12 protein-coding genes and 1 pseudogene are annotated in these 13,997 nt (G+C 70.2%); 8 read left to right on the top strand and 5 right to left on the bottom strand.

What is annotated here, in order from left to right; all coding sequences use genetic code 11:
* Together AB0G35_RS09435 and AB0G35_RS09440 are read right to left on the bottom strand one after the other, a co-directional pair.
* Positions 1-1,890 (bottom strand): AAA family ATPase, encoded by a 1,890-nt coding sequence (locus AB0G35_RS09435; RefSeq protein ID WP_360946328.1) that lies wholly within the window; start codon positions 1,888-1,890, stop codon positions 1-3.
* A 481-nt stretch (positions 1,891-2,371) separates the two neighbouring features.
* Positions 2,372-2,956 carry a hypothetical protein gene (locus AB0G35_RS09440; protein ID WP_360946331.1) on the bottom strand — a complete coding sequence of 195 codons (585 nt, stop codon included), beginning with the start codon at positions 2,954-2,956 and terminating at the stop codon, positions 2,372-2,374.
* 238 nt (positions 2,957-3,194) lie between these two features.
* Between AB0G35_RS09440 and AB0G35_RS09445 the strand changes: the two genes are divergently transcribed.
* The 8 genes from AB0G35_RS09445 (at position 3,195) to AB0G35_RS09480 (ending at position 11,372) form a co-directional block, all read left to right on the top strand.
* Positions 3,195-4,610, top strand: coding sequence for a peptidase C39 family protein (locus tag AB0G35_RS09445; RefSeq protein WP_360946334.1), 1,416 nt, complete (start codon positions 3,195-3,197; stop codon positions 4,608-4,610).
* 519 nt (positions 4,611-5,129) lie between these two features.
* Positions 5,130-6,308, top strand: a complete 1,179-nt coding sequence (locus tag AB0G35_RS09450) for a DUF262 domain-containing protein (RefSeq protein ID WP_360946337.1) — start codon at positions 5,130-5,132, stop codon at positions 6,306-6,308.
* Positions 6,305-7,435, top strand: coding sequence for a DUF3696 domain-containing protein (locus AB0G35_RS09455; protein ID WP_360946340.1), 1,131 nt, complete (start codon positions 6,305-6,307; stop codon positions 7,433-7,435). Before AB0G35_RS09450 ends, AB0G35_RS09455 begins: the two co-directional genes overlap by 4 nt.
* 28 nt (positions 7,436-7,463) lie before the next feature.
* Positions 7,464-8,459 (top strand): hypothetical protein, encoded by a 996-nt coding sequence (locus tag AB0G35_RS09460; RefSeq protein WP_360946343.1) that lies wholly within the window; start codon positions 7,464-7,466, stop codon positions 8,457-8,459.
* A gap of 692 nt (positions 8,460-9,151) precedes the next feature.
* Positions 9,152-9,325 carry a hypothetical protein gene (locus AB0G35_RS09465; RefSeq protein WP_360946346.1) on the top strand — a complete coding sequence of 58 codons (174 nt, stop codon included), beginning with the start codon at positions 9,152-9,154 and terminating at the stop codon, positions 9,323-9,325.
* Positions 9,326-9,370: 45 nt separating this feature from the next.
* Positions 9,371-9,541: a hypothetical protein gene (locus AB0G35_RS09470; RefSeq protein ID WP_360946349.1), complete on the top strand. Its 171-nt coding sequence runs from the start codon at positions 9,371-9,373 to the stop codon at positions 9,539-9,541.
* Positions 9,542-9,763: 222 nt separating this feature from the next.
* Entirely contained in the window at positions 9,764-10,099 is a 336-nt protein-coding gene (locus AB0G35_RS09475; protein ID WP_360946352.1) for a hypothetical protein, read from the top strand.
* Positions 10,100-10,250: 151 nt separating this feature from the next.
* Complete coding sequence (locus AB0G35_RS09480) at positions 10,251-11,372, top strand: amidinotransferase (protein ID WP_360946355.1); 1,122 nt, start codon at positions 10,251-10,253, stop codon at positions 11,370-11,372.
* A gap of 106 nt (positions 11,373-11,478) precedes the next feature.
* On the opposite strand, the gene AB0G35_RS09485 is transcribed toward AB0G35_RS09480, so the two are convergent.
* The 3 genes and pseudogenes from AB0G35_RS09485 to AB0G35_RS09495 all read right to left on the bottom strand — a co-directional run bounded on the left by AB0G35_RS09485 (position 11,479) and on the right by AB0G35_RS09495 (position 13,851).
* Positions 11,479-11,913, bottom strand: a complete 435-nt coding sequence (locus tag AB0G35_RS09485; RefSeq protein ID WP_360946358.1) for a GNAT family N-acetyltransferase — start codon at positions 11,911-11,913, stop codon at positions 11,479-11,481.
* Positions 11,914-12,003: 90 nt separating this feature from the next.
* Positions 12,004-12,929 (bottom strand): annotated as a pseudogene (locus tag AB0G35_RS09490) (Glu/Leu/Phe/Val dehydrogenase dimerization domain-containing protein).
* A gap of 142 nt (positions 12,930-13,071) precedes the next feature.
* Entirely contained in the window at positions 13,072-13,851 is a 780-nt protein-coding gene (locus AB0G35_RS09495) for an SDR family oxidoreductase (protein WP_360946700.1), read from the bottom strand.
* Between the last annotated feature and the right edge of the window lie 146 nt (positions 13,852-13,997).

Below are 13,997 nucleotides of genomic sequence, written 5' to 3' on the forward strand. Positions count from 1 at the left end.
TCAGAAGCCCGGTGACTCCGGCCCCCGCCCCGACAGCACCTCGCCGTATGCCTGCATCAGGTCCGGCAGCCGCAGCGTCGCGAGGTCGTCGCGGGTGGGGGTGCCCTGCCAGAGGGACAGCCGCAGATCGCGGTAGGCGCAGCTCTTCTCGTAGAGGGTGCGCAGGAAGCGGCCGTTGCCCAGCTCGTCGATCCAGCCCTGGTCGACGACGTGGCCGCTGATGCTGCACAGCTCGTCGCGGGCCTCCTCGTCCCAGCGGTCGCCGTTCTCCGCGGCCAGGACCTCCCCGATGGCGGTCAGCTCCAGCGGCCGGTAACTGGGGAAGTCGACCCGGGTGGTGAACCGCGAGGACAGCCCCGGGTTGGCGGCCAGCAGCCGGTCCATGCCCTCCGGGTAGCCGGCGAGGATGACCACCAGCCGGTCCCGGTTGTCCTCGGCGCGCTTGAGCAGCACCTGCAGCGCCTCGTCGCCGTACGCGTCGCCCTTGCTGTAGCCGGAGTTGGACAGGCTGTACGCCTCGTCGACGAAGAGCACACCGCCCAGCGCGGAGTCGATCAGTTCGTTGGCCTTGACGGCGGTCTGCCCGAGGAACTCGCCGACCAGGTCGGCGCGTTGGGCCTCCACGAGATGGTCGCCGCCGAGCAGCCCCAGCGCGTAGAAGACCCGCCCGAGTATCCGCGCGACGGTGGTCTTGCCGGTGCCGGACGGCCCGGAGAAGACGAAGTGCCGCTTCGGCGGCTGTACCGGCAGGCCCTGACCCGCCCGCAGCCGGGCCATCCGCAACTGGGCCGACAGCGCCCGTACCTGCCGCTTGACCGGCTCCATGCCGACCATCCGCTCCAGCTCCGCCAGCGCCTCCTCCAGCAGTACCGGATCGGCCGGCCCGGCGGGCAGCCGCTCGCTGCCGCGCGGCCCCGGCACGGCGGCCTTGGCCCGGGCCGCGGCCGGATCGCCACCGGCCGGGGCGGCGCCGAGCGGGCTGCCGTCCGGCCCGTCCGCCTCACCGGTCGCCAGCAGCTCCCGGCCGTCGACGGGATCGAGCGGCGCCAGCGGGTCCAGGTCGCCGCCGGCCTCCTGGCCGAGGCCGGACGCGGAGACCGCCGCCAGACCGGAGCCCTCGTCCAGCCCGTCCAGCTCGGCGATCGCGGCGAGCCGGGCCGCGGTGTCCATGAACGCCGGGTCCACCCGGTGCACCGCGCGGTAGAGGGGGAGTGCCGCGGCGCTGCGGCCGGTGCCCTCATGGGCGCGGGCGAGCCAGTAGCGCAGCTCCTTGCGCTGCGGCTGCTCGCTGCGGCAGCGCATCAGCGCGGCCGACAGCAGCGGCTCGGCCTGCCCGTACATCTCCAGCCGCACCCGCGCCATCCCGCCGAACAGACCGGCCTCGATGCCCAGCACCGGGTCGCCCAGCAGCGGGTCGGTGTGCCGGACGAGCTGGTCCCAGTCCTTGACGAGGTAGGCGCGGCAGGCGTGCAGGAAGCGCACCTGGGGGTCGGTGTCGACGGGCGGGCAGCCGGCCAGCGCCTGGTCGAGCTCGGCGACGTGCCGGCCGTCGAGCCAGTGCGAGGCGTGCGCCAGCAGCAGATCGCGGCCGGTCTCCAGCACCGGCTGCACCCACCAGCCCAGCCAGTACCAGGAGTTGAGGGTGCGTCGGTGCCGGGTGCGCATCTCGCCGAAGCGGTCGCGGTGGCGGTGCATCCGCAGCAGGGCGATGGAGGTGTCGGCGCGCAGCGCGTGCAGTCCGAGCCAGGCGTCGGCCATCGACGGATCGAGCCGTACCGCGGCCCGGAACTCCTCCTCCGCCTGCGGATAGGCGCCCACGGTGTAGGCGTCGACCGCACGCAGCCAGGCGAGCTCGGCCGGGGCGGGCGAACCCTGAGTGCCGAAATCCATCCGTCCCCCCACGAAACGTCCCCCGTGTGTGCCGCCGGGCCGGTGCCCGCCGCCTGGGCCCGTCCGAACCGGCGTGCGGCACACGGGAGTTGACCCTCGCCGCGGCGGATTCCGGTGCGTGGCCTGCGGTGGCACAGACCCGCATGGTACCTGCGGGACCGGTGCGGGCCGTAGAGGGCGGTACGGGGCAAGAGCGGGGGAGCGGTACGGCACGGCGGCGCGAAGAATGCGGTGACCCAGGGTAAGGGGAAAGGCGGCGCACGCCGGCGGCGCGAGGTGGTTTTACGCAGAACGAAGCCCCCGATCACGGGGGAACAACCGGGGGCTTCGCATCTGCGGGCGGTCCGCTGAACCGCACATTGAGAACGTAAGTCCTGTACGCCCCTTAGGTCAAGCCGAGTTGGGGCACTCGGCAAGACCCTGTCGTCGGCGCGCCCCCCGCCGGGCGCAGTCTGTTACGCAGAGTGACCCGCGGGGCCGGTCAAGGCGCCGATGTAGGTCCCACTCGTACCTCGTACCCCAACTCCCCCTGGTGCACCAGAAAATCGGCGTAGGGGCGCGAAGGGTCGGCAGCGAAGTGCGCGCGCTCCGCCGGAATCCAGCCACTCCAGAACGTCGAGAGGCCCGGCCCGTCCCGGAGTTGACCCCTTTCCCAGGAATGCTCGCGCGTCAGTTCCATCCACAGCAGAGCGCTCAGATGCGGCCGCAGCGTCCGCCGTCCGGTGCCGACGCCCTCGACCAGGACGACCGGCGCGGGCGCCAGCGCACGCTCCTCGGTGAACTCCCCGCGTACCCAGTCGTAGACCCCGTACCGCGCCGTGCCGCCCCGGGACAGCGGCTCCACCACCTGCGTCCGGAACCGCTCGTCCCACGCGAACAGCTCCTCATGGGTGGCGAGGTCGTCGGTGTGCACCACCGGGGCACCGCCCAGCGCCCCGGCGAGCCGCTCGGCGAACGTGGTCTTCCCCGAGCCCGCGTGCCCGTCCACCGCGATCAGCCGCACCGGGCCACAGGAGGGCGGCAGGGTACGCAGCCGGGCGGCGAGCGGGGCCAGATCGTGAACCATCGCGCCAGCGTACGCCCCGTTCCGGCCCCTCCCGTATGCCACTGGTGTGGACCAATATTCCCCGGGCGACGCGCGCCGCAGAGCCTTCCGAAGCAGGTCCGGAACGGCAATAGTTGAGCCACTGCCGATCCCTCCCCGAGCTCTCGACTCCGTTCGAGCAGGGGAGGCCCCACTGCCCGCCCACCGCCCCGGCACGCCCCGCCCACCCGATCGCACGCATCCGACTGGGGGACTCCACATGACCAGCTCCGCGCCCCGGCGCACCGTCCTGGCCGCCGCGCTCGCCGCCGCGGCCGGCGCCGCCACCCCCTTGGCCCTGGCGCACGCCGCCGACGAACCCGGCAGGACCGCCGCGGGCGCCGCCGGGAAGGCGGCCCGGGACACCACCGCCGACACCACCGCGCGCCGATCGAAGAGCCTCGTGGACTATCACGCCTGGACCACCGCCGCCGACTGGGGCCGGGGCCACGCCGACGGCACCGTCGTCGCACCCGGCCCGCGCCCCGGCGTCCGCCTCGCCCGCCCGGCCGGCACCGCCGACTACAAGGACCCGCACACCGGCCGGACCGCCGCCTGGGAGTACGCCACCTGGACCTCCCCGGTGCACGCCCTCAAGGTCCCCGCCACCGAGGTCGTCGCCTCCTGGAACGCGCACACCCCGCCCGGCACCTGGATCACCGTCGAACTGCGGGGGACCTACAGCGACGGCACCGCGACGCCCTGGTACGTCATGGGCCACTGGACGGCCGGGGACGGTGACGCGGACATCCGGCGCACCTCCGTCGACGGCCAGAAGGACGGCAAGAGCAGCATCTCCACCGACACCTTCGCCGTCGACGACCCCGCCGGCGGCCTCCGCCTCGCCTCGTACCGGCTCCGCCTCACCCTCCACCGCACGCCCGGCACCCCGCTCACCCCCACCGTCTGGCGGCTCGGCGCGATGGGCTCGGACCTCCCCGACCGCTTCGAGGTGCCGGCGTCCACGCCCGCCCTGGCCGGCCGCGAACTGCTCGTGCCGCGCTATTCGCAGGAGATCCACAAGGGCCAGTACCCGGAGTACGACAACGGCGGCGAGGCCTGGTGCAGCCCCACCTCGTCCCAGATGATCATCGAGTACTGGGGCCGCCGTCCCACCCGGCAGCAGCTCTCCTGGGTCAACCCCGACTACGCCGACCCCCAGGTCTGCCACGCGGCCCGCTACACCTTCGACTACCAGTACGACGGCTGCGGCAACTGGCCCTTCAACGCCGCCTACGCCGCCACCTACCGCGACCTCCAGGCCGTCGTCACCCGCCTGAGCTCCCTCAACGACGCCGAACGCCTGGTGCACGCCGGCATCCCGGTCATCACCTCCCAGTCCTTCCTGAAGGCCGAACTCGACGGCGCGGGCTACGGCACCGCCGGCCACCTGATGACCGTCATCGGCTTCACCAAGGACGGCGACGTCATCGCCAACGACCCGGCCTCCCCCGACGACCAGGCCGTGCGCCACATCTACCGCCGCCGGCAATTTGAAAACATCTGGCTGCGGACCAAGCGCAAGAACGCCGACGGCAAGACCGTCAGCGGCAGCGGCGGCGTCTGCTACCTGTACTTCCCGGCCCGCCCAAGTGCCGTACAGCGCCGTGTCCTCGCGGAGCTGGGAATCCGCTGAACATGGGCACCCCGAAGGTGGCCTCGACGACCTGACGGCAGCGGTGACTGTCGTCGAGGGTGAGGTGGCCGTACCGGTCCACCGTGATCTTGATGGAGCTGTGGCCCATCCAGCGCGACACCTCGTGGATGGGGACACCGTTGCTGAGGTCACGGTGGCCCATTTGTGCCGGAGGTCGTGCGGGTTGTGGGCGCGAAGGCCGAGGCGTTTCAGCGCCCGGTCCCAGGACTTACGGAAAGGTCGGGGTAGATCATGCCTCCGGCCTGATTCCGAATGGGCAGCATTTCGGCGATCGGCTCCAGGGTGGCGGTTTTGGGGCGCTCTGGGATTGTGCCGCTCGCACAGGGGCGGGCGGGTAGGGGCGGGCGCCCGGACACTTGGCACGGGTTCGAGCTCCCAACTCGGCGCGCGTGACCTTGACTTGTATCGCGGTCAGGGCGACGCACTGCCGAGAGAGGACCGAGGGAGATCGTCACAACGCTCCCGCACCGTGGGCCGTCCGTCCCTAGGATGGCCCGCATGGTTATGTGCGGCGCGCAGACGGCTCCGGTGACTCCGGACGTGGTGGAGGACGTGTTCGAAGGACACGCCACGGACATCGAGGTGGAAGACACCGGCGAGGACACCACCCGTATCCAGAGGCCGTGGAACCCGGACCAGATCCGGGTGAACACCAGCCAGTTCTCCCTGCGCAACATCCTCGACCAGATCGACGAGGGCTCGATCGAGCTCGCCCCGGACTTCCAGCGGTTGCGGGTCTGGCGGGCCGACCAGAAGTCCCTGCTGGTGGAGTCTTTGCTGCTGCAGATCCCGCTGCCCGCGTTCTACTTCGCCGAGGACGCGGACGGGTCGTTCCGGGTCGTCGACGGCCTGCAGCGGCTGTCCACGCTGCACGCCTTCGTCCGGGGCGGCGCCGACGGCTTCGCCTTGGGGAAGCTTGAGCACCTGGACGACCTGAAGGACCTGCGCTTCGGTGACCTCCCGGTGCCGTTCCAGCGGCGGATCAACAACACCCAGCTGATCGTCAACGTGATCGACCCGACCACGCCCCGTGGAGTCACGTACGAGATCTTCAAGCGGATCAACACCGGCGGCACCCCGCTCAACGGCCAGGAGATCAGGCACTGCATGAGCAGTCCGCGCAGCCGGGACATCCTGTACCGGATGACCCACACGGATGCCTTCGCCAGGGCCACCGGAGGCCGTCTGACCGATCACATCCGGATGAACGACCGGGAGATGGCCCTGAGGTTCGCCGCGTTCTGGCTGAAGGGGCTGGAGACCTACCAGGAGCGGCCGGTGATGGAGACGTTCTTGATGGACGCCACCGAGTTGCTGGACGATTCCAAGCAGGTCCCGGACAAGCAGGTGGCGGAGTTGGAGGCCGCCTTCGAGCGGGCGATGTCCCACGCGTACCTCATCTTCGGCGATCACGCCTTCCGCAAGTGGCCCACGGGTGAGAACTGGCGGCGACCGATCAACCGCGCCATGTTCGAGAGCTGGTCGCTGGCACTGGCCGACCCCGACCACACGGCGGACGACCTGCGGGCACGCCGTACGGCCATCGTGAATGCCGCTCGCGAGCGGATGACCACCGACGTCGGCTACCTCAACGCCATCACGTCGTCCACCGCCGACCGGGGCCGGGTCGACTACCGCTTCAAGGCCGCCGTGGTGGACGCCGGAGCCGGCCGGTGATCACCTCCCTGGAGATCCGGGGCTTCAAGCGCTTCGCGTCCGAGTCGTTCGACCTGCGCCCCCTGACCGTCCTGACCGGCGTCAATGGCGGCGGCAAGAGCACGGTGATCCAGTCCCTGCTGCTGGCGCGGCTGGCCGAGGCGGCACGCGGCACGGCGGGTGACGCCGTCCGGCTGAACGGCCCGCTGGGGCTCGCCCTTGGGGAGGCCAGGGACGTGCTGCACTGGACGGCCGACACCCGGGAGATCACCGTACGGCTGGGCGGCCCGAACGGTGAGGCATGGGTGTACGTCTTAGGTCTGCCCGACTCCGAACAGGCACTGCATCTTGAGGCGCTGCGGCTGCCGGTGCAGTCCGTTCCCGGCATCGGGCGGGACGTCAGGGACCCCGCGTTCACCTATCTGTGCGCCGAGCGGCTCGGTCCGCGTGACACCCTCGCGGTGTCCGCCGAGGAGCCCGACCGGATCGGGGTCGGTGTCAGGGGCGAATACACCGCGCAGGTCCTCGCGCTTCGCGACACCCGTGCGGTGACCAGCCGCAGGGCGGTCCGCGAACCGTTGCGGAACCCGGAGGCAGCCGGTCCGCAGCTCAGACTCCAGGCTGAGGCATGGGCCTCGGAGATCATCCGTCCGCTGCGGATCACCGCCCGGGTTGCCGTGGGCATCATGGCCGGGATGCTCCGGTTCGGTGAGCCGGGCCTGAGCGGCGAGGAGATCCGTCCCGTCAACACGGGCTTCGGTGTCTCCTACGGCCTGCCGGTCATCGTCGCCGGCCTGCTCACCGAGCCGGGCGACCTGCTGATCGTGGAGAACCCGGAGGCGCATCTGCACCCGGCGGGGCAGTCCCGACTGGGCCGGTTCCTTGCCCGGGTGGCGGGCAGCGGAGTGCAGGTCGTGGTGGAGACACACAGCGACCACGTCCTCAACGGCGCCCGGCTCGCTGTGGCACAGGACCGTGCCCTCCCGGCGGAGGACATGATCACCCACTACTTCGACCACGACCGGGTGCTGCCCGTCGCCATCAATGACAAGGGCGAGCTCAGTCACTGGCCCGGTGGCTTCTTCGACCAGATCGAGACCGACCTCGGGGGGCTGGCCCGTGCACGACGCCGCAGGTCAGACAGGTAAATGCGGGCAGGACTTACCAGACGGCACCGTGGTCGTACCGGACAACCACGCAACCGCCGACCACTACCGCGTGGTCGTCGGCGAGGAGTGCTTCGACTGGCGGCAGTTTACGGACCCCGGTTCGCTGCGGGACGCCTTGGGCCTGCTCAACGAGTCGCTCCAGCCGCTGGCCGACGGGCGCACCGCCGCGTTCGTCGACGCCGCGTACGACGCCGAGTGCCTGCCGTCGACCAAACTGATCGACGCCCTGTACTCGCCGGGCGGCGGACTGTTCCACGACGACCGGATCCGGCTGCAAAAGCTGTTGGACAAGTGCCGGGTCGTTCAGCCCGCCGAGGCGGATCTGCCTTGGCCGGTCCGGGTGGGAGATGGCCCCGAGCGGGAGCCCTCCTGGGGCGTCGCCCACGCCCTGGCGCGGGCCGCGGACGGGCGTGCCATGTCCGTCCTCCTCATGCCCTATGTCCCACAGCCCGACTGGCCGTCCGGATGGCTCACCGTGACGCGGATGACGGAGGAGGGTTACGACGAGGTGCGGGCGCACGTCCTGCGGTGCCCGGCGGACGCGCCCGGATTCTGGCGCGGCGTGTATACCTACGAACGCGTCCCGGCCGAGCGCTTCTTCGCCTTTACCCAGGACGCCTTTCCCCGGCTGCTGTTCGCCGACTCCCTGCGCCTGCACCACTTCAAGGGCTCCTACGCCGACGTATTGCCCTGGCTGGTGCGCCTGCTGGGCGCCCTCGACGACCACTTCGCCCGGACCCTGGCCGAATGTGGCGGGGACCAGAACCAGGTCATGCGCCGGTTCAAAGCCCTGGACCTGGAGGTCTCGCCCGAGAGCCCGAACACGAAGAAGAACGCGAAGGCGTGGGAACAGCGCAGCGTCCGCCACGAGGGCGCCACCTACCGTTGCGAGTGGCATGGCAAGCGCCTGTGGGACCGTGACCGGGTGCACTTCTCCCTGCCGATCCCCGAGCACGACGACCGGATCCTGGTCGGGATCTTCGTGGGGCATTTGGCGACCTGAAAGCGGACGGGTGGCCTCACTTCGTCAGGGAGTCCTCCGCAAGGCAGGAGTGGGGTGCGGCGCTGGGGTGGCGCCGCGCGCTGGGATGACCCCCGGAAAGTCATGTTTTCGCAGGTAGGGGCCCTGTCGCAGACGTTTCGGTGCAACGTGTGACGCCAGTCATAGCGTTGATGTAGCGATCTGGCACAGGTGCAGGTCACTCGCCGAGCTCGGCCTCGAACCGGACCCTGCTACCCAAGCTCTCCTTACACTCCGGTCGGCCAGCCACCGGGCTCGATAAGAGTTCCTGACAGAAGTGGTTGATCAGGTGACTGTGGACTTGTCCGCTCGTTGGCCTGGTGGTGGGGGAGAGGCAGACGCGGCCGTGGATCAACGCGGGCTCCGGCGCCCTTGGCGCCGTACCGCCTTCGAAGATCTGTGACTTCGATCACATTCGAGTGGGAGTTCATGGATTAATTATCCGGACCGCCGCGGGGTTTGGGGAGTTAGATCCCTCATGTGTTTGGATGACAAATGTCATGGGTCGGAATGACATTTGTCATGGCGCTGGAATTGAAAACTCCATTTATTGGTGTGATCTGCGTCACGCGAAGGAGAATGGGGTGCTGTTTCAATTCACCCCAGTGGCCACAGTGGGCTTGTGGCCTCTCGCGTGTAAATTCCACAGTCCGCCCCTCTCGCAAGGAGGGAAAATGCTCGACGACACATTCGCGAGCCGACTGGAGGGTCTTGGTGGGCTCTCCGAGGAGAACGCCGACCGTATCGAGGGCATCGCGTCCCCGGTGCTGGCTACGCCCGCCCTTGCCTTCATCGGCGGTGCCGCCGTCGTCACCGGCGCGTATGCGGCCGGTCAGGCCGTGGGCTGATCGACGAATTCAAGCCACCATGGGACTCGAAAAAGGAGAGATCTGATGCAGGGGATCGTCGAGTACCTCAACACGGACGTGGAAGTATCTGCCATCGAGGTCGAGGAGACGGAGGGAACCATCTTCTCGGATCAGGCGCCGGTTCTGGCCACTCCGGCCGCTCTCACCGTCGCGGCGTTCGCGAGCGGATTCGCGGTCGGCCGCACCATCGGCTGACGTACGGGAAATTCGGGAATCGATATCGCCCTCATCCGGGGGAAATTCGCCCGCGATCGAGCAGGTCGGGGGCGCTGCTCCAGTGGAGCCGGGCAGCTCAGATAGTGCCGGGCAGCCCCGCACCGGCCGGCCCGGCGGTCGCCGGGCCGGTGGCGGCTACTCGCGGGTGGACTCGTCGGCAACCGCTGAAGCCGACGCCTCATGTCCGTGAAGGGAGAGCAAGTGACTGAGCTCATCACACAGGTGAATGAGTCCGAGGTACTGACGGGGACCGAGATCTCCGCCGACGAAGGCCAGGTCTTCCCGGGCGCCACTCCGGTGCTCGCGAGACCGGCCGCCTTCCTCGGCGGCGTGGCGGTCACCTGCGCCGTGGTCGGCGCCTTGGCGCGTCTGTCCGCCCGTCCGCAGACCCAGGACGCCTTGCTGTGGTACGTGGCGTTGCAAGCCAACGCCTCCTGCAGGGCGTGTGAACGCACCATCCGTCCGCGCAAAGGGCAAGGGTGCGGCCAACTCCCGTTTGCGGGGCGTTGGTCGTGCTCTTTATCCGCTCCCGGTTGAATACCAGAGCGTGTAATGGGTGGCAAGGCAGGAGTTTTGGACAAGATGTGAACGGGCCTTGCCCCGGCCGTCGGTCGACGCGTTCAATCGATCTTGATCGCGGCAGTCAGCTTCCTGGCTGCCGTGTGCCATGAGATCGAGGAGCGATTGCGTGACAACCGAGAACGTCCCGCCCGTGAAACCGTATATGTCCGGTGTTTCCGCGGACCGGCCGGAGAGTCCGGTGTGTTCCTATACGGAGTGGGACCCGCTGGAGGAAGTGATCGTCGGCATCGTCGACGACGCCAGTTTCCCGAGCTGGCACATGGCCTTACCGCCGGTGCTCCCCGGTAATCACCACGAGACCTTCCGGCGGAATGCCGGCAAGCCGTTCCCGCCCGAACAGGTTGCCGCGGCCCGGGCCGAACTGGAGGAATTCGTCCACATCCTGGAGGGCGAGGGGGTGACCGTACGCAGGCCGGAGCCCATTCCGCAGCGCACGGCCTACACCACGCTTGACTGGACCAGTACCGGCATGTACGCGGCGATGCCCAGGGACGCGATTCTCGTCGTCGGGGACGACATCATCGAATGCCCGATGGCCTGGCGCTCCCGCTACTACGAGAACCTCGCCTACCGCCCGCTGCTCAAGGAGTACTTCCGCGGCGGCGCGAAATGGACCGCCGGTCCCAAGCCCGAGCTGACCGACGCCCAGTTCGACCAGGACTGGACCGACCCGGGCGAGGACGGCCCGCAGCGGCTGGTGGTGACGGAGTTCGAGCCGACCTTCGACGCGGCCGACTTCACCCGCTGCGGACGCGACATCATCGCGCAGAAGAGCAATGTCACCAATGACTTCGGAATCGAGTGGCTGCGCCGCCACCTCGGCGACGAATACCGCATCCACGTCTTCGAGTTCAAGGACTCGCATCCGATGCACATCGACGCCACGCTCGTTCCGATGGCGCCGGGCAAATTGCTCATCCACCCCGAACGGGTGCCGGAAGTGCCGGAGCTCTTCAAGGGCTGGGACGTGATGGCCGCTCCCGAACCGGTCATCCCGGATTCCCATCCGCTCTACATGACCAGCAAGTGGATCAACATGAACATCCTCATGCTGGACGAACAGCGGGTCATCGTCGAGCGGCAGGACGAGCCGATGATCGCGGCGATGAAGAAGTTCGGCTTCACGCCGATTCCCTGCAATTTCCGCAATTTCAACAGCTTCGGCGGCTCGTTCCACTGCGCCACCGTGGACGTCCGGCGCCGGGGCACCCTGCAGTCCTACTTCTAAAGGTCGCAGCGGCCGTGCGCATCCGGAGACGCTCGCGGTGGGGCGGGCGGCTCCTCGGATTCAGCGCCGCGCGGTCCGCTCTCAGGGCGAGTTGAGGGTGCGGGCGTCAGGCGAGCCGCAGGTCGATCCAGGGGATGGTGTCGCCCGGCAGGAGGTAGCGCTCCACTTCCTCGAAGCCGTGCTTCAGCGCGAACCGCAGGCCGTCCTCGTTCGACGACAGCACCACGGTCTCGATCGTCCCGGCGCCCAGCTCACGGGCCCGCGCCAGCCCGCGCGCGTACATCTCCCCGCCGAACCCCTGCCCGCGGTGGGCGGCCAGCACCCGGGCGATCACCGTGGCCGTACCGTCCACCGGCGGCCGGACGGTGCTGCAGCCGATCAGGACGTCACCGAGGTAGGCGACCTCCAGGTGGTGGCGCCCGGAACGCTCCCGTACGTCGTCGAGGGACAGCTGATGGGTGGGGATGATCACGTTGTGGACGTGCTGCCAGTCCGTCGGACCGGTCTCGCCGTCCACCTGTACGAAGCGCAGTGTGGGCACAGGGTCAAATAAGCGGCGACGGCACGCGGTTGTCAACGAGAAATTGACCATGGCGGCGCGCACCGCCGGCCGGCGGCCGCCCGGGAGCGTTCACCGGTGGCTTCCGTAGCGGGCGGCGATCTCCGGCAGCCGCTCGGCGACCAGGGCGTGCGCGGCGGCCCGCGGGGTGCTGCCGTCGGCGGCCGCACGGGCCAGCACCCGGGCGATCAGCGTCCGCATCGAGCGGCGTATGTGGGCGAAGGCCTGCTCCGCGTCCGGGCCGATGTCACCGAAGAGGGTCCACCACCAGGCGTTCGTACCGGAGTTGACGACCACGTCCGGCAGCACCGTCACCCCGCGGGCCGCGAGCAGCTCCTCGGCCTCCGGCAGCACCGGCATGTTGGCCGCCTCCACGATCCAGCGGGCCCTGATCCGCGCCTGGTCGGCGGTGGTCACGCAGTACGACACCGCCGCCGGGACCAGCACCTCGGCGTCCGCCGACAGCCAGGCGTCCGGCGGCAGTTCGGCGTCGCCGGGCCGCAGCGCGGCACGGTCCACCGCGCCGAACGCGTCCCGGCCGCGCAGCAGAGCCTCGACGGCAGCGGCTCGTCGAGCAGCGGATAGACCGCCTGGATCGAGGAGACCAGCCCGGCCTCCGCGGCCGCCTCGTCGAGGCGGTCCTGGGTCAGCCCCAGATCCTCCCCGGTCGTCCAGAACTGCTCGATGTACGGGCGCATCGCCCGCAGATAGCGGGTGAGCACGCCGTAGGCCTCCGGGGCGTGCGGAGCGCAGTCGATCCCGCCCTTGGCCCCGCCGAGCGGTACGTAGCGGGCGTCCGGGTCGTAGTGCAGGGCCTCCTTCCTCGTCATCCCGCGGGCGAGGCCGGTGACCTCGTCGAGGGTGACGCCCTCGCGCATCCGCAGACCGCCGCTGGCCACCCCGCGCACCAGACGGGCGATGACGAGGTGCCCGCACCGGCCGGTGACCGGGTCGGTCCAGGTGAGGGAGATCAGCGGGGCGGTGCCGGACGCACTCATGGGGCGGTCTCCTGGTGGGCGTTGCCGAACCGCGAGCCAGTGTCGGGACCGCTCGACACGCCTGTCAACGGATGCGCCGCCGAAGGGCCGTGCGGCAAGGCGGGTGAGCTGCCTCTCCCGATCCGCCGGCGCCGTCCCCTCATCAGGTCACCGAGAAGCCGCCGTCCACGAACAGCGTCTGCCCCGTGACGTACGCCGCCGCCGGCCCGGCGAGGAAGACGGCCGCACCCGCGAAATCGGCCGGTTCGCCGTTGCGGCCGGCCATCGTCCGGCCCGCCATCGCCTCGGCCCGTACGGGGTCGGCGAACACCGCCTCGGTCAGCGGGGTGTGGACGAAGCCGGGCGCCAGCGCGTTGACGCTGACGCCGTGCCGGGACCAGGCCTCGGCCTGGGAGCGGGTCAGCGCGGCGAGCCCGGCCTTGGACACTCCGTAGGCGCCGCTGTTGCCGAACGCCCGGATCGTCTGCTGCGAGGCGATGTGCAGGATCCGCCCCCAGCCGCGGTCCGCCATGCCGGGGCCGAAGCGCTGCCCCAGGAGGAACGCGGCGTCGAGGTTGACGGCCATGGTGCGGTCCCAGTCGGCCGGGGTCAGCTCGTCCATCGGGGGGCGCGGGTTGACGCCGGCGGCATGGACCAGGATGTCCGGCTCACCGTGCCGCCGCACCACTTCCTCGGCGCCCTCGTGCAGGGCGTCCCGGTCGCCCAGGTCGGCGGCGACCCAGTCCGCCGTGATCCCCTCGGCGCCCAGCTCGGCGACGGCGGTGCGGAGCGGCTCGGCGCGCCGGGCCAGCAGCGTCACCGCGGCACCGGCCCGGCCCAGCGCCTCGGCGACCGCCCGGCCGATGCCGGAGCTGCCGCCGGTGACCAGGGCGGTACGGCCGGTGAGGGAGTAGAGCGCGTCGAGGTAGGCGGTGGGCGTCATGATCGGCGGGACCTCCTGGTGCTGCGGCACATACGGGTGGGTGGTGCGGGCGGTCCGCATCCGGCGGCGGCGCGCCGTTGACGGCGCGCACCGCGCGGGACGGGATCGCGGAGCCTGTCGATCATGCACCGTCACGCCGCCGGACC

The sequence above is a fragment of the Streptomyces sp. NPDC021749 genome (assembly GCF_040640655.1).
GTDB lineage: Bacteria > Actinomycetota > Actinomycetes > Streptomycetales > Streptomycetaceae > Streptomyces.

What these genes read in the sequence shown, in the direction of transcription:
- AB0G35_RS09435 (WP_360946328.1), bottom strand. Translation starts at nt 1,890, where the DNA reads ATGGATTTCGGCACTCAGGGTTCGCCCGCCCCGGCCGAGCTCGCCTGG.
- AB0G35_RS09440 (WP_360946331.1), bottom strand. Translation starts at nt 2,956, where the DNA reads ATGGTTCACGATCTGGCCCCGCTCGCCGCCCGGCTGCGTACCCTGCCG.
- AB0G35_RS09445 (WP_360946334.1), top strand. Translation starts at nt 3,195, where the DNA reads ATGACCAGCTCCGCGCCCCGGCGCACCGTCCTGGCCGCCGCGCTCGCC.
- AB0G35_RS09450 (WP_360946337.1), top strand. Translation starts at nt 5,130, where the DNA reads ATGGTTATGTGCGGCGCGCAGACGGCTCCGGTGACTCCGGACGTGGTG.
- AB0G35_RS09465 (WP_360946346.1), top strand. Translation starts at nt 9,152, where the DNA reads ATGCTCGACGACACATTCGCGAGCCGACTGGAGGGTCTTGGTGGGCTC.
- AB0G35_RS09470 (WP_360946349.1), top strand. Translation starts at nt 9,371, where the DNA reads ATGCAGGGGATCGTCGAGTACCTCAACACGGACGTGGAAGTATCTGCC.
- AB0G35_RS09495 (WP_360946700.1), bottom strand. Translation starts at nt 13,851, where the DNA reads ATGACGCCCACCGCCTACCTCGACGCGCTCTACTCCCTCACCGGCCGT.